At 72.7% G+C, this 22,172-nt stretch carries 15 protein-coding genes; 11 read left to right on the forward strand and 4 right to left on the reverse strand.

Annotated features, from left to right (window positions below; genetic code table 11):
• Positions 1–6: 6 nt before the first annotated feature.
• A complete protein-coding gene (locus H4W31_RS13645; protein WP_192767008.1) occupies positions 7–657 on the forward strand; it encodes a nucleoside/nucleotide kinase family protein in 651 nt (216 codons plus the stop codon).
• Between the two features lie 167 nt (positions 658–824).
• Entirely contained in the window at positions 825–3,965 is a 3,141-nt protein-coding gene (locus H4W31_RS44220; RefSeq protein ID WP_192767009.1) for a putative bifunctional diguanylate cyclase/phosphodiesterase, read from the forward strand.
• 55 nt (positions 3,966–4,020) lie between these two features.
• On the opposite strand, the gene H4W31_RS13655 is transcribed toward H4W31_RS44220, so the two are convergent.
• The gene (locus H4W31_RS13655) at positions 4,021–4,605 is read right to left on the reverse strand and encodes a sugar O-acetyltransferase (RefSeq protein WP_225945521.1); all 585 of its coding nucleotides are present in this window, start codon (positions 4,603–4,605) and stop codon (positions 4,021–4,023) included.
• Positions 4,606–4,632: 27 nt separating this feature from the next.
• Positions 4,633–5,586 (reverse strand): 2,3,4,5-tetrahydropyridine-2,6-dicarboxylate N-succinyltransferase, encoded by a 954-nt coding sequence (gene dapD / locus H4W31_RS13660; protein WP_192767010.1) that lies wholly within the window; start codon positions 5,584–5,586, stop codon positions 4,633–4,635.
• 115 nt (positions 5,587–5,701) lie between these two features.
• Between dapD and dapE the strand changes: the two genes are divergently transcribed.
• Positions 5,702–6,775: a succinyl-diaminopimelate desuccinylase gene (gene dapE / locus H4W31_RS13665; protein ID WP_192767011.1), complete on the forward strand. Its 1,074-nt coding sequence runs from the start codon at positions 5,702–5,704 to the stop codon at positions 6,773–6,775.
• A 107-nt stretch (positions 6,776–6,882) separates the two neighbouring features.
• Here dapE and H4W31_RS13670 read toward each other — a convergent pair whose 3' ends face one another.
• The gene (locus tag H4W31_RS13670) at positions 6,883–7,050 is read right to left on the reverse strand and encodes a hypothetical protein (protein WP_192772823.1); all 168 of its coding nucleotides are present in this window, start codon (positions 7,048–7,050) and stop codon (positions 6,883–6,885) included.
• 173 nt (positions 7,051–7,223) lie between these two features.
• Here H4W31_RS13670 and H4W31_RS13675 point away from each other — a divergent pair, with 173 nt between their 5' ends.
• The gene (locus tag H4W31_RS13675) at positions 7,224–8,075 is read left to right on the forward strand and encodes an LOG family protein (protein ID WP_192767012.1); all 852 of its coding nucleotides are present in this window, start codon (positions 7,224–7,226) and stop codon (positions 8,073–8,075) included.
• Between the two features lie 25 nt (positions 8,076–8,100).
• Here H4W31_RS13675 and H4W31_RS44225 read toward each other — a convergent pair whose 3' ends face one another.
• On the reverse strand, positions 8,101–10,893 hold the full coding sequence (locus tag H4W31_RS44225; RefSeq protein WP_318783180.1) for an AfsR/SARP family transcriptional regulator: 2,793 nt from the start codon (positions 10,891–10,893) through the stop codon (positions 8,101–8,103).
• A gap of 158 nt (positions 10,894–11,051) precedes the next feature.
• On the opposite strand from H4W31_RS44225, the gene H4W31_RS13685 reads away from it, so the two are divergent.
• From H4W31_RS13685 to H4W31_RS13720, 7 genes are all read left to right on the forward strand, one after another.
• Positions 11,052–11,585 (forward strand): RICIN domain-containing protein, encoded by a 534-nt coding sequence (locus tag H4W31_RS13685; protein WP_192767013.1) that lies wholly within the window; start codon positions 11,052–11,054, stop codon positions 11,583–11,585.
• A 158-nt stretch (positions 11,586–11,743) separates the two neighbouring features.
• Positions 11,744–15,184 carry an ATP-dependent helicase gene (locus tag H4W31_RS13690; RefSeq protein WP_404825708.1) on the forward strand — a complete coding sequence of 1,147 codons (3,441 nt, stop codon included), beginning with the start codon at positions 11,744–11,746 and terminating at the stop codon, positions 15,182–15,184.
• Entirely contained in the window at positions 15,184–18,855 is a 3,672-nt protein-coding gene (locus H4W31_RS43735; RefSeq protein WP_264084067.1) for a UvrD-helicase domain-containing protein, read from the forward strand. The genes H4W31_RS13690 and H4W31_RS43735 overlap by 1 nt, the downstream gene beginning before the upstream one ends.
• A 234-nt stretch (positions 18,856–19,089) precedes the next feature.
• Positions 19,090–19,293, forward strand: coding sequence for a transcription antiterminator/RNA stability regulator CspE (gene cspE / locus H4W31_RS13705; RefSeq protein ID WP_101369720.1), 204 nt, complete (start codon positions 19,090–19,092; stop codon positions 19,291–19,293).
• A gap of 211 nt (positions 19,294–19,504) precedes the next feature.
• Positions 19,505–20,776, forward strand: coding sequence for a DEAD/DEAH box helicase (locus H4W31_RS13710; protein WP_192767015.1), 1,272 nt, complete (start codon positions 19,505–19,507; stop codon positions 20,774–20,776).
• Positions 20,777–20,965: 189 nt separating this feature from the next.
• Positions 20,966–21,175 carry a hypothetical protein gene (locus H4W31_RS13715; protein WP_192767016.1) on the forward strand — a complete coding sequence of 70 codons (210 nt, stop codon included), beginning with the start codon at positions 20,966–20,968 and terminating at the stop codon, positions 21,173–21,175.
• 54 nt (positions 21,176–21,229) lie between these two features.
• Positions 21,230–22,150, forward strand: a complete 921-nt coding sequence (locus tag H4W31_RS13720) for a hypothetical protein (RefSeq protein ID WP_192767017.1) — start codon at positions 21,230–21,232, stop codon at positions 22,148–22,150.
• Positions 22,151–22,172 lie beyond the last annotated feature (22 nt).

Raw genomic sequence — 22,172 nt, forward strand, 5'->3', positions numbered from 1 at the left:
TCCCGGATGTTCCCCGCATCCGATCCCGCGCCGCTGGCCGAACTGGTGTCCCGGGCCCGCGCGCTCGCCTCCGCCGGTCCCCGCCAGTTGCTGGGCATCACCGGCGCGCCCGGGGCGGGCAAGTCGACCCTGGCCGGGCTGATCGTGTCGGCGCTCGGCGAGTTGGCCGAGCTGGTGCCGATGGACGGCTTCCACCTGGCCGAGGTCGAGTTGCAGCGGCTCGGCCGGCACGCCCGCAAGGGTGCTGTCGACACCTTCGACGGTGCCGGGTTCGTCGCGCTGCTGCGCCGGCTGCGGGCGGCCGGACCGGGCACCGTGTACGCGCCGGAGTTCCGCCGCGAGCTGGAGGAGCCGGTCGCCGGGGCGATTCCGGTACCGCCGTCGGTGCCCCTGGTGGTGGTGGAGGGCAACTACCTGCTGGTCCCGGGCGAGCCGTGGGGCGAGGTACGCGAGCTTCTCGACGAGGTGTGGTACCTCGACCTCGACGAGACCGAACGGCTGCGCCGGCTGACCGACCGGCACATCGCTTTCGGTCGGGAACCCGTCGAGGCGGCGGCCCGGGCCCGGGGCACGGACCAGCGCAACGCCGAACTGATCGCCGACACGGTCGGTCGTGCCGATCTCGTCGTCGCAATGGCACCGTCCACTCCGCTGTGACACGCGGCCATTCCGTGGTGCGGCCGGTTGTCCCGGAGTGGACTCTGCTTATTGGCCGACACCACTACCCGCCGGGGTGATGGCGAAGCGCATCGAGGACTGGTAGACCCATCGGCGAAGCTGTTTCGATCGCGTTGCGTACCGTCCCGACGATCAGCAGGAGAGCCGTGTCAGCTCGGAAAGTGTTGACCTGGTACGCCGGGGGGATCGGCGTGCTGGTGGTCGGCTTCTTCGCCCTGCCGGCGTTCCGTACGGTCCTGACCGGCGCGGTGGGGCTGGTGAGCGTCACCGCCGTCGCGGTCGGGGTACGCCGGTACCGGCCGAACCGGGCGTACTCCTGGTGGCTGCTCGGCGCGGCGCTCGCGGTCTTCACGGTCGGCGACACCGTCTACCTGCTCGCCGCGAACCTGCCGCTCGGCGAGTCCAAGTCCACCTCGGCGGTCGTGTCGGACGTCTTCTACCTGGTGATGCTGCCGCTGATCGGTGCCGGGCTGCTCGGCCTGACCCGGTCCACCACCGGAGCCCGGGACCGTTCCGGGCTGCTCGACTTCCTGATCTTCACCACCGTCGGTGCGTTCCTGCTCTGGGTGCTGGTCATCCATCCGTACCTGATCGGGGTCGGGTCGACCACCTTCGAGCAGTCGGCGCTGGCCGCGTACGCCCTGTTGGACGTGCTCCTGTTGGCGACCACCGTGCGGCTGGCGATCACCTCGCAGCGCAGTGTGGCCGCGATGTTGCTGGTCACCGGCGCGATCGGCAATCTGGTGGCCGACCTCGTCTACGGCGCCGCGCTGCTGGCCGGAGGCTGGCAGCCGGGCGGCCCGACCGAACTGGGCTGGCTGCTCTTCTATGCCAGCTGGGGAGCCGCCGCGCTGCACCCGTCGATGGCGCGGCTGACCGAACCGGCAGCGCCGCAGGACTCCGAGATCGACAAGACCCGGCTGGTGCTGCTGGGTCTGGCCGCGACGCTCGCCCCGGCGGTGCTGCTGTTGCAGGTGATCAACGGTGATGTCCGGGACGGCGCGGTGATCGCCGTGGTCGGCGGCGTGGTCTTCGCCCTGGTGCTGAGCCGGCTGGGCGACGCGGTGGACGGGCACCGGCAGGCGGTCGCCCGGGAGCGCGGCCTGCGCCAGGCCGGTGCCGAGTTGGTCGCCGCCGCCGACACGGCGGAGGTACGCCGGGCGGTGCGCACCGCAGTGGCCCGGCTGGTGCCACGGCAGTTCGCGCACCGGATCGTCTTCTCGATCAACCACACCCACGGGGTGCCGGCCGCCACGATGAGCATCTGGGGTCCCGGGGTGGCCGCGCCGTCCGCCTTCTACCCGGCGCCGACCAGCGCGGCGGCCCGGCGCAGCCGGTTGCTGCGGGTCCGGACGTTGCAGCCGGCACTGGCCGAGCAGCTCCAGGGTTTCGAGACCGTCGCCCTCTGCCCGCTGGTCGGCGACGGGCGGGCCAGCGGCGCCCCCCGGGTCGGCGCACTGCTGGTGGCAGCCGACAGCCGACTGCTGCCGACGCTGCGGGACTCGCTCGAGGTGCTGGCGGCGCAGGCGGCGATGGCGCTGGAACGGATCAGCCTCGCCCAGGAGATCAACCGTCGGGACAGCGAGACCTACTTCCGCAGCCTGGTGCAGAACGCCGCAGACGTGATCCTGATCGTCGACGACGACCACCAGATCCGGTACGCGAGCCCGTCGGTGCTGGGCGTGCTGGGGGTCGAACCGGTGGACTGCACCGACCTGGCCGCCGTGCTGCACGCCGACGACCAGCTCTCGGTGAGCACCCTGCTGGATCCGGTGCGCCCCGAACCGGACCGGCGGGCCGACGGGGTCGACCTGAGCGTCCGGCGCTCCGACGGCCAGCGGGTACAGCTCGAGGTGACCTGCCGGGACCTGCGCCGCGACCGGGCCGTACGCGGCTTCGTACTCACCATGCGGGACGTCACCGAGCGGGTCAGGCTGGAGCAGGAACTGACCCATCGGGCGGTGCACGACACCCTGACCGGGCTCGCCAACCGGGCGTCCTACCAGGACCAGGTGTACGAGGCGGTGGAGAAGGCCCGGGACGGCGACCGTACCGTCGGCGCACTCTCGATCGACCTCGACGAGTTCACCGCGGTCAACGACACCCACGGGCACGCCATCGGCGACGCGCTGCTGGTCGCGGCCGGCCAGCGGCTGCGCGAGATCGTCAGCCCGAACGACCTGGTCGCCCGGCTCGGTGGCGACGAGTTCGCCGTACTGGTCCGGGATGCCGACGGACCGGAGCAGGTCGAGCAGGTCGCCGACCGCCTGGTCCAGGCGCTCGCCGAGCCGCTCGAGTTCGGCGACACCGTCGTGAACGGCTCGGTCAGCGTCGGCGTGGCCACCACCGACGACGCCAGCGACGCCGGGGAACTGCTGCAACGCGCCGACCTGGCCCTCTACGTCGCCAAGGGGGCCGGCAAGGGGCGCTGGTGCCGGTACCAGTCCGAGTTGCACACCGCCATCGTGGAGCGGCTGGAGTTGCGGGCCGCGCTGACCGAGGCGGTGGAGAAACTCAGCTTCTCGGTGGAGTACCAGCCGATCGTCGACATGCGTACCGGGGTGGCGGTGGGCTTCGAGGCGCTGGCCCGGTGGCACCATCCGGCCCGGGGCCCGGTGCCACCGGAGCAGTTCATCGGACTGGCCGAGGAGACCGGGCTGATCGAGCCGATCGGCGACTGGGTGCTGCGTCAGGCGGTCGGCGCGGCGGCCCGCTGGCACGCGGACCGGGGCGAGCGCGGTACGCCGTACGTGAGCATCAACGTCTCCGCCCGGCAACTGCGTACCCCCGGGTTCGTGGCGACGGTACGCGCGGCGCTGGCCGCCGCCGACGTACCGCCGGACCGGGTGATGCTGGAGATCACCGAGAGCCTGCTGCTCCGGGACGAGGAGCCGGTCTGGAGCGAGCTGTCGGAACTGCGCGCCCACGGCCTGCGGGTCGCCATCGACGACTTCGGCACCGGGTTCTCCTCGCTGAGCTACCTCCAGCAGATGCCGGCCGACGTACTCAAGATCGACCGCTCGTTCACCGAGACGGTCGCCTCGTCGCGGCGGCAGCGGCTGCTGGTCGAGGGGATCATCCGGCTGGCCGGCACCCTCGGCCTGGACATCATCGCCGAGGGGGTCGAGACCGAGGCGGTCCGGACCATCCTGCTGGACATGGGGTGCTCGTCCGGGCAGGGTTACCTGTTCTCCCGGCCGCTGCGTGACCCGGACGCCCTGCGCTGGCTCCGCGGCGACCCGCCCCCGCCGGGCCTGCCCCCGAAACCCCGCCCGCCGGGCGACTGAGGGGAGTTAACAGGGGGCCCTTTCTCTACAGAAAGCGATAAGCGGGGGCCCTTCCTTACCGCACCCGGGCGGGGTTGCCGACCGCGACGACGCCGGCCGGCAGGTCTTTCGTGACCACGCTGCCGGCTCCGACCACGGTGTCCGGGCCGATGGTGACACCGCCGAGCACGATCACCCCGCCGCCGAGCCAGACGTTGTCGCCGATGGTGATCGGCCGGGCCGCCTCCCACCTCGCCCGGCGCTGCTCCGGATCGAGCGGATGGTGCGGGGTCAGCAGTTGCACGTTCGGGCCGATCTGCACGTCGGCCCCGATCTCGATGGCGGCGACGTCCAGCAGTACGGCGTTGAAGTTGACGTACGTCCGGTCCCCGATCCGGATCTGGGAGCCGTAGTCGCAGTAGAACGGCGGCCGGACCACCACGTCGGTGCCGACCGCGCCGCAGAGTTCCCGGAGCAGCGCGGCGTGCTGCTCGGGCCGGTCCGCGTCGGTGGTGTTGTAGCGCTGGACCAGCAGGGCGGCGCGGCGGGCCAGGGCGACGAGTTCCGGGTCGTCGGCCTGGTACCAGTCCCCGGCCAGCATCCGCTGCCGAGGTGAACGCGGATCCGGGTGGGAGGGCGGCAGATCCGAGTCGGTCGTCATCGTCGGCCGCCTCCCGGTTCCGGTCGCTCAGTCGTTGGCGTGCAGCGCGGCGTTCAGCTCGATGCCGCTACCGGTACGCGGCCGGGCCTCCAGCGCCCCGGTCACCGAGTTGCGCCAGAACAGCAGCCCGTTGACCCCGGACAGCTCCCGGGCCTTGACGACCCGCCCGTCCGGCAGGGTGATCTTCGAGCCGGCGGTGATGTAGCAGCCGGCCTCCACCACGCAGTCGTCGCCGAGCGAGATTCCGATGCCGGCGTTGGCGCCGAGCAGGCTGCGCTCGCCGATCCGGACCTTCTCCTTGCCACCGCCGGAGAGCGTGCCCATGATCGATGCCCCGGCGCCGACGTCCGAGCCGTCGCCGACGACCACGCCGGCCACGATCCGGCCCTCGACCATCGAGGCGCCGAGCGTGCCGGCGTTGAAGTTGCAGAAGCCCTCGTGCATCACGGTGGTGCCGCTGGCCAGGTGCGCGCCGAGGCGTACGCGGTCGGCGTCGGCGATGCGTACTCCGGACGGGACGACGTAGTCGGTCATCCGGGGGAACTTGTCGACGCCGTAGACCGCCAGATGCCGGCCGGCGGCCCGCTCGAGGACCCGCAGCTCGTCGACCCGCTCCGGCGGGCATGGTCCGGCCGAGGTCCAGGCCACGTTCGCCAGCACCCCGAAGATGCCGTCGAGGTTCAGCTCATTGGGTCGGACCAGCCGGGCGGAGAGGAGGTGCAACCGGAGGTACGCGTCGGCGGCGTCCTTGATCGGGTCCGCCAGCGAGCCGATCTCGGTGACCACCACGACGGTACGCAGCCCCGGCAGCGCCCGCTCGCCGAGCGCACCGGGCGGCAGGTCGAGTACGTCGCCGTTCTCGCCGGCCACCAGTGGCGAGGAGCCCAGGCCGAGCTTGCCGGTCGGATACCAGGTGTCGAGCACCTGATCCCCGGCGAAGGTGGCCACTCCGATACCCCAGGCGGGTTGTGCGGTCGTCACCGGGCTTTACCTCTCAGTCATTCGTGTGGAACGCCCTCGGTCATGAGTGTGGAACGTCATTCCTGAGCCTGTGACGCGTCCCGCCGATACGGTCTTGACGGTACCGTCTCCCACCATGGAGAACCCGCTCACCCCCGAGGTGTTGGCTGATCCGGTCGCGTTGACCCGCGCCCTGGTCGACATCGAATCCGTCTCGCTCGACGAGAAGGAGATCGCGGACTGCGTCGAGGAGGTGCTGCGGGCCGTTCCACACCTGACGGTCGCGCGGCACGGCAACACGGTGATGGCCCGTACGGAGTTGGGCCGGGCCCAGCGGGTGGTGCTGGCGGGACATCTGGACACCGTGCCCTTGAACAACAACTTCCCCTCGACGGTGCAGGGTGACCTGATCTTCGGCTGCGGCACCTCCGACATGAAGTCCGGGGTGGCGTACGCCCTGCATCTCGCGGTGAGCGTGCCGAACCCCCGGTACGACGTGACGTACTTCTTCTACGAGGCCGAGGAGATCGAGTCCCGCTACAACGGGCTGACCCTGGTCGCGGCGGTTCATCCGGAGTGGCTGTCGGCGGACTTCGCGGTGCTGTTGGAGCCGACCCACGGGGTGGTCGAGGCGGGCTGCCAGGGCACCATGCGGGCGATCGTGACCGCGACCGGCCGGCGGGCGCACTCGGCCCGGTCCTGGAACGGCCGCAACGCCATCCACGGGATCGGCCCCGCGATCGAGCGGCTGGCCGGCTACCAGGCCCGGATGGTCACCATCGACGGCTGTGTGTACCGCGAGGGGATGAACGCGGTCCGGATCAACGGTGGGGTCGCCGGCAACGTGGTACCGGACCTCTGCGAGATGGAGGTCAACTACCGGTTCGCGCCGGACCGGACGGCCGAGGAGGCGGAGGCGCACGTACGCGAGGTGTTCGACGGCTTCGAGGTGCGGGTCACCGACTCGGCACCGGGAGCCCTGCCCGGGCTGACCGCCGCACCGGCCCAGGAGTTCCTGGCGGCCGTCGGCGAGGCGCCGGTGGGCAAGCTGGGCTGGACCGACGTCGCACGGTTCGCCGCGCTCGGCATCCCCGCCCTGAACTTCGGCCCGGGCGACCCGAACTTCGCGCACCATCCCGAGGAGCACGTGGAGATCGGCAAGATCCGCGACGGCGCGGCCACCCTGCACCGCTGGCTCGCGTCCCACTGAGCCGAGGTTCCAGCAGGCCCCATGGTGCGGCACCGACCGGCGGTGGCCCTTTGCCGCCGGCCGGCACCGGACCGTACGGCCGGCGGACCCCCTCCGCCGGCCGACGATCACCCGTTGATGTGCTGTGGTGTCCGGGATTCCGCCGTCTCCGGCCCGTGGTCCCCGTCGTCGGCACCGGCCGGCATGGCGTGCCGGGCCATCCGGCGCTCGGCCAACACGGCCCGGATCCGGCGCTGCATCTGCCGGCGGAGCCGGATAATTTCGCCGTTGGTCATCACAATTGCCCCCCGAAGGTGCGCGGCGGGTGGTGTGGGCGCCACGCGTTCCCCCTGTGTGATTGGTAAGACGCCGCAGAGCCCTGTTTGGTTGCGCCTGCGCTGGATGTTTGTCTTGTGGCGGACCGGGTGACGTCACCCCTGGTGTCGCCCTCCGGATTACGGTGGACGTCATGAACCACAGCGAGGAGCGGAACGGCGCCCGGGGTCCGGGGCCGGAGCGGCACCGTGGCGCGGTCACCCTGCGCCGCGAGTCCATCCCATTGAGTACGGCGGACCAGCGGCTGCTCGACTCCCGGAGCCGGGGCGACTGGAAGACCAAGGACGCCTGGCGGGCCCTGCGGATCCTGTCGGAGTTCGTCGAGGGCTTCGACACTCTCGCCGATCTTCCGCCCGCGGTCAGTGTCTTCGGTTCCGCCCGGAGCAAGCCGGACAGCCCGGAGTGCGAGCTGGCCGAGGAACTGGGCGCCGCGCTCGCCGCGGCCGGGTACGCGGTGATCACCGGTGGTGGTCCCGGCGTGATGGAGGCCGCCAACCGGGGTGCCACCGAGGCCGGTGGCCTGTCGGTGGGGCTCGGCATCGAGCTGCCGTTCGAGCAGGGCATCAACGACTGGGTCGACATGGCGATCGACTTCCGCTACTTCTTCGCCCGCAAGACGATGTTCGTCAAGTACGCCCAGGCGTTCGTGGTGCTGCCGGGCGGGTTCGGCACCCTGGACGAGCTGTTCGAGGCGTTGACTCTGGTGCAGACCGGCAAGGTGACCCGGTTCCCGGTCGTGCTGATGGGCACGGCGTACTGGCAGGGGCTGCTCGACTGGCTGCGGAACACCCTTGCCGCCGACGGCAAGATCGGGCTGGCCGACCTGGAGTTGATCATCGTCACCGACGACGTCAACGCCGCCGTCCGGCACATCGTGGACGCCGACGCGGCGCTGGCGGCCGAGCGGGGGGCGGTTCAGGACGCCGCGACCGCCCAGGCCGAGGCCGCCCAGCAGTCCGCGTCGAGCAGCCGTACGTCCCGCTGATCCGGCGCCGGGTCGCCGGCCGGGGTCAGTTCCCGGCGCCGACCGCCGGCTCGGCCGAGCCGGTACCACTGGCCAACCGGTTCCGGACCCGTTCCACGCCGTCGGCCATGCCCTGCGCCTGGTACAGCTCCAGGGCCTGCCGCCACGTGTCGATCGCGAGGTCCCGGTTGCCGGCGTCCGCGTGCATCTCGGCGAACCGTTCGGTGGTCTCGGCCTGGATGTAGTCCATCTCCACCTCACGCATCAGGGCCAGCGCCTCGGCGTAGTGGTCGAGGGCCACGGCGTACTCGCCGAGCCGGTGGGCGATGAAGCCGAGGCTGTCCAGGGTGATCGCCATGCCCGGCAGGTCACCCTGCTCGCGGTCGAACGCCAGTCCCTGCTCGCAGTGGGTACGCGCCTCGGCGTAGCGGCCGAGCTTGGCCAGCAGCCAGCCGACGGAGTTGAGCATCCTCCTCGCCCGCAGGGTGGCGCCCGCCTCGTCGAACAGCCGTAGTGCCTGCTCGGCGTGGGTCAGCGCCAGCCGGTCGTCGCCGCGTCGCTCGGTGGCGACCGCGAGGAGCCGGTGGGTGTGGGCGAGTTCGAGGACGTCGCCGGCCTTCTCGGCCAGGGTCAGCGCCTGTTCCAGGTGTTCGGCGGCGAGTTCGTGCTGCCCCAGCCGGTCGTACGCCTGACCGAGCTGGCGGTGTGCGGCGACCACGGCGTACGGGTCCCCGCGCCGTCGCGCGGCGGCGAATCCGAGCAGGGACGTGCTGAGGCTCTCGTGCCGGTGTCCGCGTTGCAGGTGGAAGCTGTTCATCGCCCAGCAGAGCTGCCAGGCGCGGTCGTCCCAACCACGGTCGCGGGCGATGTCGGCGCTCGCGATCAGGCAGGCCCGCTCGTCGTCGAACCAGGCCAGCGCCGCCGCCGGATGGTCCGTCAGGGCCAGCGGGGCGGATCCGGCGGTGGCGGGTTCCAGCGGGATCCTCAGCCGGATCGGCGCGAGCAGCCGGTCGGCGGCGTCGGCGGTGTGCAGGTAGAAGTCGACCAGCCGGCGCAGCGCCAGGTCCCGCAGTTCGGTCGACAGGTCGGTCCGGGCCCGCTCGGCAGCGTAGAGCCGGACCAGGTCGTGCATGCGGTACCGGTTCGGCCTGTGCTCGACGACGAGGTGCGCGGAGACCAGTTCCCGCAGCAGCATGCGTACCCGCCCGGTGGGGGCTCCGGCCAGGCTGACCACGGCGTCCAGCCCGATGTCCGGCCCGACGGCCAGGCCGAGCAGCCGGAACACCTCGGCGGCTCCCGGGGACAGCGCCCGGTCCGAGGTGGTGAAGACGGCCCTGACGCTGGTACCCAACGCGCTGGTCTCCAGCGCGTCGAGCCGGGTGGTGGCGTCGTGCAGCTCGGCGGCGTACGCGGTCAGTGGCAGTTGCGGGCTGACCGCGATACGGGCGGCGACCACGCCCAGGGCCAGGGGCTGGCCGCCGCAGTTCGCCACCAGCTGGGCCACCGCGTCCGGCTCGGCGGCGGCGCGTTCCGGGCCGATCTGCCGGGTCAGCAGTTCGCGTGCCTCGGCGTCGCTCAGGGTGCCCAGCGGCACCGAACCGGCGCCGTGCCCGGCCACCAGCCCGACGAGCTGGTTGCGGCTGGTGACGATCACCGTGCACCGGCTACCGCCCGGCAGCAGCGGTTCCACCTGCGCGAGGTCGGCCGCGTTGTCCAGCACCACCAGCATCCGCTTCTCCGCCAGCAGGCTGCGGTAGAGGTTGACCTGGTTACCCGGCTCGTGCGGGATGCCCTCCGGAGCCACGCCGAGCGCTTCCAGGAAGCCGCGTACGGCGACGGCCGACGGGGTCGGCGGGTCGACGGGATCGAACCCGCGCAGGTTCACGAAGAGTTGCCCGTCGGGGAACCGGTCGAGATTGTGATGCGCCCAGTGCAGGGCCAGCCAGGTCTTGCCGACGCCGCCCATCCCGCCGATCGCGCTGATCACCAGCGTGCGTTGGGGGGCGGTGGAGTCGAGTTCCGCCGTCAGCCGGGCGAGCTCGGCTCTCCTGCCGACGAAGGAACGCGGCACCGCGGGAAGGTGCCGGGGGATCGGCGCGACCGCCCGTACGGTCAGCGTCTGGTCGGCGCGCAGGATGCGACGGCGCAGCCCCCGTAGCTCCGGGCCGGGCTCGCCACCGGTCTCCGCGAGCATCGTCGCGCTGATCTGGTCGTAGTGGGCCAGCGACTCGGTGGTACGTCCGCCGCGGTGCAGGGCGAGCATGTACTGCCCCGCGAGCCGCTCGTCGAACGGGTGTGCCGCCACCAGGTCGGCCAGTCCGGGCAGCAGTACGGCGTGGTCGCCGCGCCGCAGCCGCAGGTCGGTGCGGTCCAGCACGGCCGCGACCCGTTCCGCCTCCAGCGTCCGGCGTACGCCGTCGAACCACGGGGTGTCCAGCCCGGCGAACGGCTCGCCGCGCCAGAGCCCGAGCGCCGCGTCGAACAGCGCCGATCCGCGCTCGTCGTCCGGCGCCGCCCTCGCCTGCCGGACGAGGTCACGGAACCGGTGCACGTCCACCAGCGCGGGGTCGACGGTGAGCAGGTATCCGCCGGACCGGCGGGCGATGGTGACCTCGCCGACCTCCGCCAGGGCCTGGCGCAGTCGGGAGACGTAGCTGTAGAGCGTGCTCTTCGTCGGGTACGGCAGGGTCTCGCCCCAGACCCGTTCCATCAGAGCGTCGACCGGTACGACCTGGTTCGCCTCCACCAGCAGCGCCGCCAGTACGTACCGCTGGCGGATATGGCCGATGTCCACCCGTCCCGAATTCACCGTGATCTCACCGAGTAGACCGAAGTCCACCGCCCCACCCCCCGGCCTTCGACGTCAGTCAATCGTCGGATCGGCACCGTTTCAAGGCCGATTCAAGGTTTCTCCAAAGTAGGGACGACATCGTCGTCAATGCGACGGGGTGACCGGGGAGTCGGCCCGCCGGGGAGAAGGGGAAGAGGGGGAACCCGATGAGAAAAGTGATCATGAATTTGGTGGCGGTGCTGGCGGCCGTCATCGCGGCGGCGAGCATCACCGCGCCCGCGAACGCGGGGGTCGGGTCGGAGCCGTCGCCGCTGGTCGCCCCGCCGGGGGCGGCGCGGATGACCGGTGACGGTGTCGGCGTCCAGGCCTGGGACGAGCGCTTCCAGAACTTCGCGACCGCCCGGATTCTGGACGACAGTTTCCAGTACGGGCTGCGGGCGATCCCGGAGAACTACGGGAACCTCCACCAGCTCTGGGCACTCACCGCGGTCACGACCGACCGGGTGGAGATCAAGAATCACGCGACGGGACGCTGCCTCGACGACAGTTTCGAGTACGGGCTGCGTCCCTACGGCTGCAACGGGCAGCCCTTCCAGCGCTGGACCATCTGGTACTGGCCGGACGACCCGAGCAAGGGCTGGGTGCTGCAGAACGAGGCGACGGGGCGGGCGGTCGACGACAGCTTCGAGTACGGGCTGCGGGCGTACGGCATCAACTACCTGGCCTGGCAGCAGTGGTAACTGACTCGGGACGTCCGAGCTAGGAAATGCCGGGGCCGAGGCGGCCACCCCTTCCGGGGTGTGCTCCCCGGCCCCGGTCCCGTCCTACCCGGCGAAAGGCGCGGCGCGCGGGCGTACCTGAGGCGGGCTCGTCGGGCCGGCGTGATGTGATGGGCGGCGTGCAGGCGTACCGGCTGGTTCGTCGGCCGGCCGAGGCCGTGCCGGCGCGGCTCGGCGACCCCGAGCAGGAAGCCGTCGTCGGGCACACCGACGGGCCGCTGCTGGTCCTCGGTGGACCGGGCACCGGCAAGACGAGCACCCTGGTCGAGGCGGTCGCCGCCCGGGTCGCCGAGGGGGTCGACCCGGAACGCATCCTGGTGCTGACCTTCGGCCGACGGGCGTCGGCGGCGCTCCGGCACCGGATCGAGGCCCGGATCGCCGGCGCCGACGGAATGGTGCTGCACGAGCCGCTGGTCCGGACCTTCCCGGCGTACGCCTTCGGGCTGCTCCGTCGGGCGGCGGCGGAACGCGGCGAGCCTTCGCCCCGCCTCCTCACCGGCCCGGAGCAGGATCTGATCATCCGCGAACTGCTCGGCGTGATCGGCGTCGAGGACGGTTCGGAGGGTTCCGAGGGCGGGGACGAGATCGAGGACCCGGTCGGCTGGCCGGCGGAACTGCGCCCGGCGCTGCGTACCCGGGCCTTCGCCGAACAGCTCCGCGACCTGCTGATGCGGGCCGCCGAGCGGGGTGTCGGCCCGGTCGAGTTGGCCCAGCTCGGTGAGCGGCTCGGCCGGGCGGACTGGCCGGCCGCCGCCCGCTTCCTCCGGCAGTACGTCGCCGTGCTGGCCCTGCGCGACGTCACCACCCGGGGCTCGGTCGCCTACGACCCGGCCGAACTGGTCCGGGCCGCCGCCGGCCTGCTCACCGACGATCCGGAGCTGCTCGACGCCGAACGGGACCGGCTCGCCTACATCTACCTGGACGAACTCGCCGACACCGACCCGGCCCAGTTGGACCTGCTCGACCTGGTGGCCGGGGGCGGTAAGTCACTGGTCGCGTTCGGTGACCCGGACTCGTCGACGTACGCCTTCCGGGGCGCCGATCCGGCCGCCGTCGGCGCCTTCCCGCACCGGTTCCGGACCGCCTCCGGCGCGGTGGCGCGGACCCTGTTGCTGCCCACGTCGTACCGGGCCGGGCCGGGGCTGCTGGACGCGACCCGGCGGCTGGCCCGGCGGCTGCGTGGCCCGGCGGCGCACCGCGACCTGCGGCCGCTGCCGGACGTCGAGCCCGGCACGGTCGAGGTCCGGACGTTCCGCTCCGCCACCAGCGAGGCGGCGTACCTGGCGCACGCGCTGCGTTCCGCGCACCTGCTCGACGGGGTGCCCTGGTCGCGGATGGCGGTGCTGCTCCGCTCCACCACGTTGCAGCTTCCGCCGTTGCAGCGCGCGCTGCACACCGTCGGGGTGCCGACCGTGGTGCACGCCGAGGACCTGCCGCTGCACCTGCAACCGGCGGTGGCGCCGGTCCTGCTGCTGCTGCGCTGCGCGCTGGAGCCGGACCGGCTGGACGAGGAGGCGGCGGTGACGCTGCTGCACTCGCCGCTGGGCGGCGCCGATCCGCTGGCCGAGCGGCGGCTGCGGCAGGGGCTGCGGGCCCTGGCCCTGGCCGCCGGGGACCGGCGACCCTCCGGCGACCTGCTCGTCGAGGCGCTGCGGGACCCGGCCGAGCTGGCGGCGATCGATCGGCGCTGGGCCGAGCCCGCCCAGGCGGTTGCCGCCCTCCTGGCCGCCGCCCGGGAAGCCGGTACGGTCCCCGGGGCGACCGCCGAGGACGTGCTCTGGGCGCTCTGGCGGGCCAGCGGGCTGGCCGAGCGCTGGTCCGGCGCACTGGCCCGGGCCCGTACGGCGGCAGGTGCGGCGGACACCGGACTGCGCTGGCGGGCCGCGGCTGCCGACCGGGACCTGGACGCGATCGTCGTACTCTTCGACGCGGCGGCCCGGTTCGTCGACCGGTTGCCCGGGGCGCGTACCGAGGTGTTCCTCGATCACGTGCTGGGGCAGCAGTTGCCGGCGGACACCCTCGCGCCGAGCGCCGACCGGGGCGAGGCGGTACGCCTGCTCACCGCCCACGCGGCGAAGGGGCTGGAGTGGGATCTGGTCGCCGTGGCCGGCGTACAGGAGGGGATCTGGCCCGACCTGCGGCTGCGGGGCAGCCTGCTCGGCTCGGAACGGTTGGTCGACGTACTGGCCGGCCGGGGCGAGGGGGCCGGGGCGGCGGCCACCCTGGTCGGCCAGACCTCGGCGGTGCTGGACGAGGAACGCCGGCTGTTCTACGTCGCCGCGACCCGCGCCCGGCGGAAGCTGCTGGTCAGCGCGGTCGCCTCGGCGGCGGTCGGGGTGGCCGACCACGAGGAGCAGCCGAGCCGCTTCCTCTACGAACTCGGCGGCGGCGAGGTGGAGGCCGAGGAGTCCGAGGTGTTAGGAAGGGGCCCTTCTTCTACAGAAAACGATAAGAAGGGGCCCTTCCTTGCACCCGAGCTTGCAGATGAGCCGGTGGCGTTGCCGATCGGGCGGCCGCCTCGGGCGTTGACGCTGTCGGCGTTGGTGGCGGAGTTGCGGACCGCGGTGACGGATCCGGAGGCGTCGGCGGTGCGGCGGCGGGGGGCGGCGGTGGAGTTGGCCCGGTTGGCTGCCGCCGGTGTGCCGGGGGCGCATCCGGACGACTGGTGGGGGTTGCGGGCGTTGTCGGACGACCGGCCGCTGGTGGACGAGGGGGAGCCGGTCCGGGTCACGCCGTCGGGGATGGAGAGCGCGCTGCGGTGCAGCCTGCGCTGGCTGCTGGAGCGGCACGGCGGGAAGGGGCCGGCGAGTGCGGCCCAGGGGGTGGGCAACCTGGTGCACGCCGCCGCGATGCTCGCCGAGGACGCCAGCGTCGACCGGGGCAAACTTCTGGACTACGTCGCCGGCCGGTTCGACGTGATCGAACTCGCGGCCCGCTGGATGGCCGGGCCGGAGCAGGCCCGGGCCGAGGTGATGGTCGACAAACTGCTGCGCTGGCTGGCCGGCAACCCGCGCCGGCTGCTCGCCATCGAGCACGAGTTCGCGGTACGCCTCGACGACCCGAAGCGGCCGATCGAGTTGACCGGTCGGGTGGACCGGTTGGAGGTGGACGCCGAGGGTCGGCTCGTGGTGATCGACCTGAAGACCGGCAAGTCGACGGCGGTGACGGCGTCGGAGCTGGCGGAGCATCCGCAGCTCGGTGCGTACCAGGCGGCGGTGGAGGCGGGCGCGTTCGAAGACCTCGGAGCCGGGTCCGAGTCCGGCGGTGCGGCGCTGGTGCAGCTCGGTACGCCGACCCAGGACGCGAAGGAGCAGGCACAGCCGCCGGCCAGCGAGGGCGAGGAGGCGGGCTGGGCGCGGGCGATGGTGCGACGTACCGCCGACACGATGGCGGCGGCGACGTTCTCGGCGGTGGCGAACTCGAAGTGCCGGGTCTGCCCGGTACGGAGCAGTTGCCCGATCTCGGGGCAGGGACGTCAGGTTGTCGAGCCGCCGACCCGACGGCAGCCGCCGGGCGGCCAGCCGAGGCCGCCGGGGCAGCGGGGCGGGGGGAACTCCTGATGACCCAGCCGTCCCTGTTCACCTCGGCGCCGCCGCAGCGGGTCGCCGACGCCGGCCCCCGGTACACCCCGGTCGAGCTGGCCAAGCTGCTCCGGCTGCCGGCACCCACCCTGGAGCAGGCCGCGATCATCTCCGCGCCGGTCGAACCGCTGCTGGTGGTCGCCGGGGCCGGCTCCGGCAAGACCGAGACGATGGCCGCCCGGGTGGTCTGGCTGGTCGCCAACGGGTACGTCGAACCGGGGCAGATCCTCGGCCTGACCTTCACCCGGAAGGCGGCCGGTGAACTGGGGATGCGGATCCGTACCCGGCTGGGTCAGTTGGTGCGCCGGCTGGGGCGGAACAGCCGGAACGCCGACGACGACCCGTTCGGTGGTGAGCCGACCGTGGCGACGTACCACTCGTACGCCGCCCGGATCGTCACCGAGCACGGCCTGCGGGGTGGCTACGAGCCGTCGACCCGACTGCTCACCGAGGCGTCCCGGTGGCAGATCGTCGATCTGCTGGTCCGCAACCACGACGGTGACATGTCCGAAGTGGAACGGATGCCGAGCACGGTCACCGACGCGGTCCTGGCGTTGGCCGGTGACCTGGCCGAGCATCTGGTCACCCCGGACGACCTGGCCACCTGGACGGGACGGTTCTTCGCCGAGGTTCAGGCCCGGCCGGGCCGGGTCTACGCCGACGTACGAAAGGCGCTGCACATCCAGCAGCTCCGGCTGCGGCTGCTGCCACTGGTCCGGGCGTACGCCCAGCGCAAGGACGACTTCGAGGCGATGGACTTCGGCGACCAGCTCGCCCGGGCGGCGCTGGTGGCCCGGAACCATCCGGAGGTCGGCACGATCGAGCGCGGCCGGTACCGGGTGGTGCTGCTCGACGAGTACCAGGACACCAGTCACGCGCAGGTGGTGCTGCTGCACGCGCTCTACGGCGGCGGGCATCCGGTCACCGCCGTCGGTGACCCGTGCCAGTCCATCTACGGCTGGCGGGGGGCCAGCGCCGGCACCCTGGACCGGTTCCCGACCGAGTTCGCCCAGCCCGACGGCCGGCCGGCCGAGGTGCGGACCCTGACCACGAGCTGGCGCAACCGACCGCAGATCCTGGACGTCGCCAACGGGCTGGCCGCGCCGCTGCGCGCCGCCGGAGCCCAGGTCGCCGAGCTGGCCGCCGCGTTCCGGGTGGACGAGGAGATTCCGGGCCGCACCGGCCGGGGCTTCGCCGGCGGTACGGTGCACTGCGCACTGCTGGAGACGTACGCCGACGAGGCCGACTGGATCGCCGACAGCGTGCTCGCCGCCTGGCGGGGTGCGGCCCGGATGCCGGACGCGCTGCCCGAGCACATTCCGGTGGCCAACCGGCCGACGACGGCGGTACTGGTCCGGCTCCGCAGCCAGATCCCGGCGATCGAGGCGGCGCTGCGGGACCGGGGCCTGCCGGTCGAGGTGGTCGGCCTCGGCGGACTCCTCGACACTCCGGAGGTCCGGGACGTCGTCTGCACGCTGCGGGTGCTCTCCGATCCGACCGACGGCGCCGCGCTGCTCCGGTTGCTCACCGGGGCGCGCTGGCGGATCGGGCCGCGTGATCTGGTCGCACTGCATCGCCGGTCCACCGCGATCGCACGCGCCCGGCGAGAACTGCCCCGGCAGGACGGCGACGACGAGCCGGAGATCGTTACCGACCGGTTGGACGAGGCGACCCTGGTCGAGGCGCTGGCCGACCTCGGGCCGGCGCAGGCGTACTCGGTCCAGGGGTACGCCCGGCTGCGGGCGTACGGCCGGGAGTTGGGCCTGCTGCGGCACCGGCTGGACCAGCCGCTGCCTGATCTGCTGGCGGACGTCGAGCGGACCATCGGGCTCGACGTCGAGGTGGCGGTCCGGGCCGGCAGCGATGGTCGGGGTGGCGACGCCGGGCTGGCCCGGGGGCACCTGGACGCGCTCGGCGACGTGGCCGCCCGGTTCGCCGGTGACTCGGCCGGGGCCCCGCTGCACGCCTTCCTGGCCTTTCTCGCCGCCGCCGAGGACGAGGAGCGTGGGCTGTCCCCGGGCGAGGTGGAGGTGGTGGAGGGCGCGGTGCAGATCCTCACCGCGCACGCCGCGAAGGGCCTGGAGTGGGACGTGGTGTCGGTGGCCGGGCTGAGCCGGGGCGTCTGGCCCGGTACGGCCCGGGGCTCCGACCACTACCTGCTGGGCCTCGGGGTACTGCCGTTTCCGCTGCGCGGCGACGTCGGCGGCCTGCCGGTGCTGGCGCTGGACGACGCCGAGGACCAGAAGGCGGTGGCCCGCGCGCTGGGCACCTTCACCGAGCAGTGGCGGACCCACGACGAGCGGGAGGAGCGCCGGCTGGCCTACGTGGCGGTCACCCGGCCCCGCCGGCTGCTGCTCTGCTCCGGCTTCTGGTGGGGCGAGGGCACGAAGCGCCCACGCGGCCCGTCGGGCTTCCTCGCCGAGGTGTACGAGTGGTGCGTGGCCACGCCCGAGGCCGGCGAGAGCGGGTTCGTGGTCGACGCCTGGGCGCCGGAGCCGGCTGCCGACGCGACGAATCCGACCACCGAGGTCGTGCTCCGGGCCGAGTGGCCGGCCGATCCGTTGGGCCCCCGGCGGCCCGTACTGGCCGAGGCCGCCTCCCTGGTCCGCCGCCTGATGTCCGAGGGACCGGACGCAATTCCAGCCGCTGTGCCCGAGGCCGACGAGCCCGAGGCCGCTCTGCCCGAGGCCGCTCTGCCCGAGGCCGACGAGCCCGAGGCCGCTGTGCCCGAGGAGGCGCCGGCTGAGGAGAAGGCGGGCGAGGCGCCGGATCCGGGGACTTCGCCGGGTGCCGGTTCGGAGGCATCGCCGGGTTCCGGTCCGGTGGTGCTGCCGGGTTCCGGTCCGGAGGCGTTGCCGGGTGCCGGCCGGGAGGCGTTGCCGGGTGCCGGCCGGGAGGCGTTGCCAGGGGACGGGGCGGAGGCGTTGCCGGCGGTGGACTCGGAGGCGGAGGCTGTCGTGGCCGGGTGGCGGCGCGAGGCCGATCTGCTGCTCGCCGAGCGGGACTGGCTGGCCCACCGCTCGGGGCCGGTCGAGGTCGTCCTGCCGGGGCACCTGTCGGTCTCCCAACTGGTCGCCCTGCGTCGCGATCCACCGGCGCTCGCCCGTGCCCTGCGCCGGCCGATGCCGGCCCGTCCGGAGCCGTACGCCCGGCGGGGAACCGCCTTCCACGCCTGGCTGGAGCAGCGGTACGGCGTGGCCCGACTGCTCGACGTGGACGAGTTGCCCGGTGCGGCGGACTCGGACGCGGCCCCGGACGAGGCGCTGGCCGAACTCCAGGAGCGGTTCATGGCGAGCGAGTGGGCGGAGCGCAGCCCGGTCGAGGTCGAGGTGCCGTTCGCCACCCTGGTCGGCGGGCTGCTGGTCCGGGGCCGGATGGACGCGGTCTTCGAACTGCCGGGTGGCCGGTTCGACGTGGTCGACTGGAAGACCGGTCGCCAGCCGACCGGAGTCGAGGCGGACGCGGCGGCGGTGCAGTTGGCCGCGTACCGGCTCGCCTGGGCGGAGTTGGCCGGCGTTCCGGTCGACCGGGTACGCGCGGCGTTCCACTACGTACGGCAGAACATCACGGTGCGGCCGGCGGATTTGCTCGACACCGCTGGCCTGTCTGCCCTGGTGGCAGCGTTGCCGGAGCAGACGCCGCAAGGTTGATCCAGCGAAACCAGGGCGCACACCCCGGCGTTGTGCTACCGTGGCAGGCGTTGCAGTTTTGGTTCCCAGAGACTCTGTGTGCGCCTGCGGGATTGTGACCGTAGGCGCTCTTTGTTGTGTCCGGAGTTCTCCGGGCGGGGCGACCAGGGCGACAGCAGTCCACACATTCGTGTGTGGGCGACTTTTCGGTCCGCAACAGGTGCGGTCCGATCGTTCCGTCAGGAGACGAAACAGATGGCAATTGGCACTGTGAAGTGGTTCAACGCTGACAAGGGCTTCGGCTTCATCACCCCGGACGGCGGCGGCGCCGACGTCTTTGCCCACTTCTCAGCGATCCAGAGCTCGGGCTACCGCAGCCTGGACGAGAACCAGCGGGTGGAGTTCGAGGTCACCCAGGGTCAGAAGGGCCCGCAGGCGGAGAACATCCGTCCGATCTGAGGCGAAAGCCTGAGACAAATTCGACCATCATCCTCTTAACCGGGGGTGATGACGCGGCCAGCCCGCGCCCGACGGCACGGGCTGGCTCCCGCGTATTCCCGGTCCGTGGCCGCGGCCGCCGGGCGCCATTACCGCTGGTGGCCCAGCCGCTGCGGTCCCGGCCGCCGGTGAGCCTTCCTTGACACGTACCGCTCGAGGAAGGCTCACCGTAATGACCCGTGCCATCAGCTCGTTCGCCGACGCACCGCTGGCCCCCGGGCTGCACGCCGCGTTGACCGCGAACGGCATCAACGAGCCGTTCCCGATCCAGTCGGCGACCCTCCCCGACTCACTGGCTGGTCGGGACGTGCTCGGCCGGGGCCGTACCGGCTCCGGCAAGACTCTCGCCTTCGGGCTTCCACTGCTGTCCCGCACCGCCGGGCGTCGGGCCCGGCCGGGCCGACCGCTCGCGCTGGTCCTGGTGCCCACCCGTGAGCTGGCCCAGCAGGTGACCGCGGCGCTCACCCCGTACGCCCGCACGCTGGGCCTGCGCTGTGCCACCGTGGTCGGCGGGCTGTCGCTGGTCCGGCAGGCCGACGCCCTGCGGGCCGGTGCCGAGGTCGTCATCGCCACGCCCGGTCGGCTCGCCGATCTGGTGCAGCGCGGCGACTGCCGGCTGGACCAGGTCGCCATCACGGTGCTGGACGAGGCCGACCAGATGGCCGACATGGGGTTCCTGCCGCAGGTCACCGACCTGCTGCGTCAGGTCGCGCCGGACGGGCAGCGGATGCTCTTCTCGGCCACCCTGGATCGGGGCGTCGACCGGCTGGTCCGGCGATTCCTGACCGATCCGGTGTCGCACTCCGTCGACCCGACGACCGCCACGGTCACCGCGATGACCCATCACGTCCTCCAGGTGGACGCGGTGGACAAGGTGGCGGCGACGGCGCAGATCGCGGCCCGGGACGGTCGCGTGATCATGTTCGTCGGTACGAAGCACCGGGCCGACCGGCTGGCCCGACAGTTGCTGACCAGCGGCGTACGGGCGGCGGCCCTGCACGGCGGGAAGTCCCAGCCGCAGCGGACCCGCACCCTGGAGCAGTTCCGGGCCGGTCAGGTGACCGCCCTGGTGGCGACGGACGTCGCGGCCCGGGGCATCCACGTCGACGGGCTGGACCTGGTGGTGAACGTGGACCCGCCGGCCGAGGCAAAGGACTACCTGCACCGGGGCGGCCGTACGGCCCGTGCGGGTGAGGCGGGTCGGGTGGTCACCCTGGTCCTGCCCGAGCAGCGTTCCGAGGTCGCCCGGCTGATGAGCACCGCCGGGATCAGGCCCGAGACGGTCCGGATCCGTCCCGGCGACGAGGATTTGATCCGGGTCACCGGTGCCCGGATCCCGTCCGGCGCCCCGGTGTCGGTTGCCGCGCCGCCGGTCGACCCCCGGATGCCGCACCGGGCCACCGGCCGGCCGCCGCGCCCGCGCCGCCCCCGCCGGACCGCCTGAGTACGCCGTCACCACCGCGTCACCCGCGTCACCCGCGCCACCCTCACCGCGCTCCGATCGGGTAGGGCAATTATGCCCGCGAATACACCTGATCGCGTCCGATGGGCGACTGTGGAGTAACCCGTTACCGGTCATCCTGTCCTGGGGAACCAGCGGCCACGGGGATGGGTCGCGGTGGGGGAGGTTGCGATGACCGTCGGTATCGGTCGGGGCTCGATGCGGGAAATCCTGGTGGTGCTCGCACTCGCGGTCGGGGGGCTGCTCCTTGCCATGCTGGCCGCCTTCACCCCGTGGTACGGCGTTGCCGCCGGATCGCCCGAGGTCGAGGTGGTGGAGATGCACTCGCCACCGTGGGTGATCACCGACGGTGGCGAACTGACGGCGGCCGGCGAGGGCTGATCCCGGCCGCGCCTCGGGCGGTGCGGTCATCCGTTGGTGGTGTTCACTGGACGCATGCCGGTGAACGTCCCCCGTCCGAAGGACGGTTCCCAGGTCCCGCCCGGGGCCTCCTGGGGAGCGGGTGCGGTGACCCGGATCGGCCTGCCGCCAACGCCGCCGGACCCGCCGCCAGCACCACCGGGCGGTACGGGCGGTCGCGACCGCCGGCTGTGGTGGTTCGTCGGTGCCGCCGGTTCCGTACTGGTCATCGGCCTGGTGGTGGTGCTCGGACTGACCGTCTCCGACGGTGTCGACCCGCTCTGGAGCCGGCCGGACGCGGCGACGGACGTACGGCCGCCACTGGCCCGGAGGTGCCCGTTGCCGGGGTCGGCGGTGCCCGGTACGCCCACCCCGGCCAACCCGGAACCGGCCACTCCCGTCGTCCCGCCTGCTGGCCCGGGGCAGCCGTTACGTGGCGGGCGGACCGTCGACCCCGACGCCGGGATCTCCTACGCCACCTACGGTGCACCGTGGGAGCCCTGGCGGGCGGTGTGGAGCGCCGGCAGTCTGGAGGTGCCGTACAAGGTCGGGCAGCACTTCGTCACCGAGTCGGCGTACGACGGCTTCAGCGACTACCACGCGTCCATCCTTTCGGCGGCGGTGCCGGCGGCGGAGAACGATGCCCTGACCTTCGACATCGAGTGCGTGGGTCGCCAGGTGGCCGACGACGTGCGTACCGAGTACTACCCGCAGCCGAACCGGATGGAGTCGATCCGGAACGAGCGGGCCACCGTCGGCGGGCGGCCGGCCTGGGTGAGCGTCTTCCGGCTGCACTTCAGCCGGCCGGGGCTGCGCGCCACCGACGAGCTGGCCGCGGTCGCCTGCATCGACGTGGGCAGGTCGACGGCCGCGATCCTCTACATCTCGGTTCCGGGTACCCATCGGGAGCTCGACTGGGTGGTCGAGCACGCACTCGCCTCGGTACGTCCCGGCTGATCCGGGGGACGGCGACCCGCGG

It is taken from the genome of Plantactinospora soyae (genome assembly GCF_014874095.1).
GTDB classification, from domain to species: Bacteria; Actinomycetota; Actinomycetes; order Mycobacteriales; family Micromonosporaceae; genus Plantactinospora; species Plantactinospora soyae.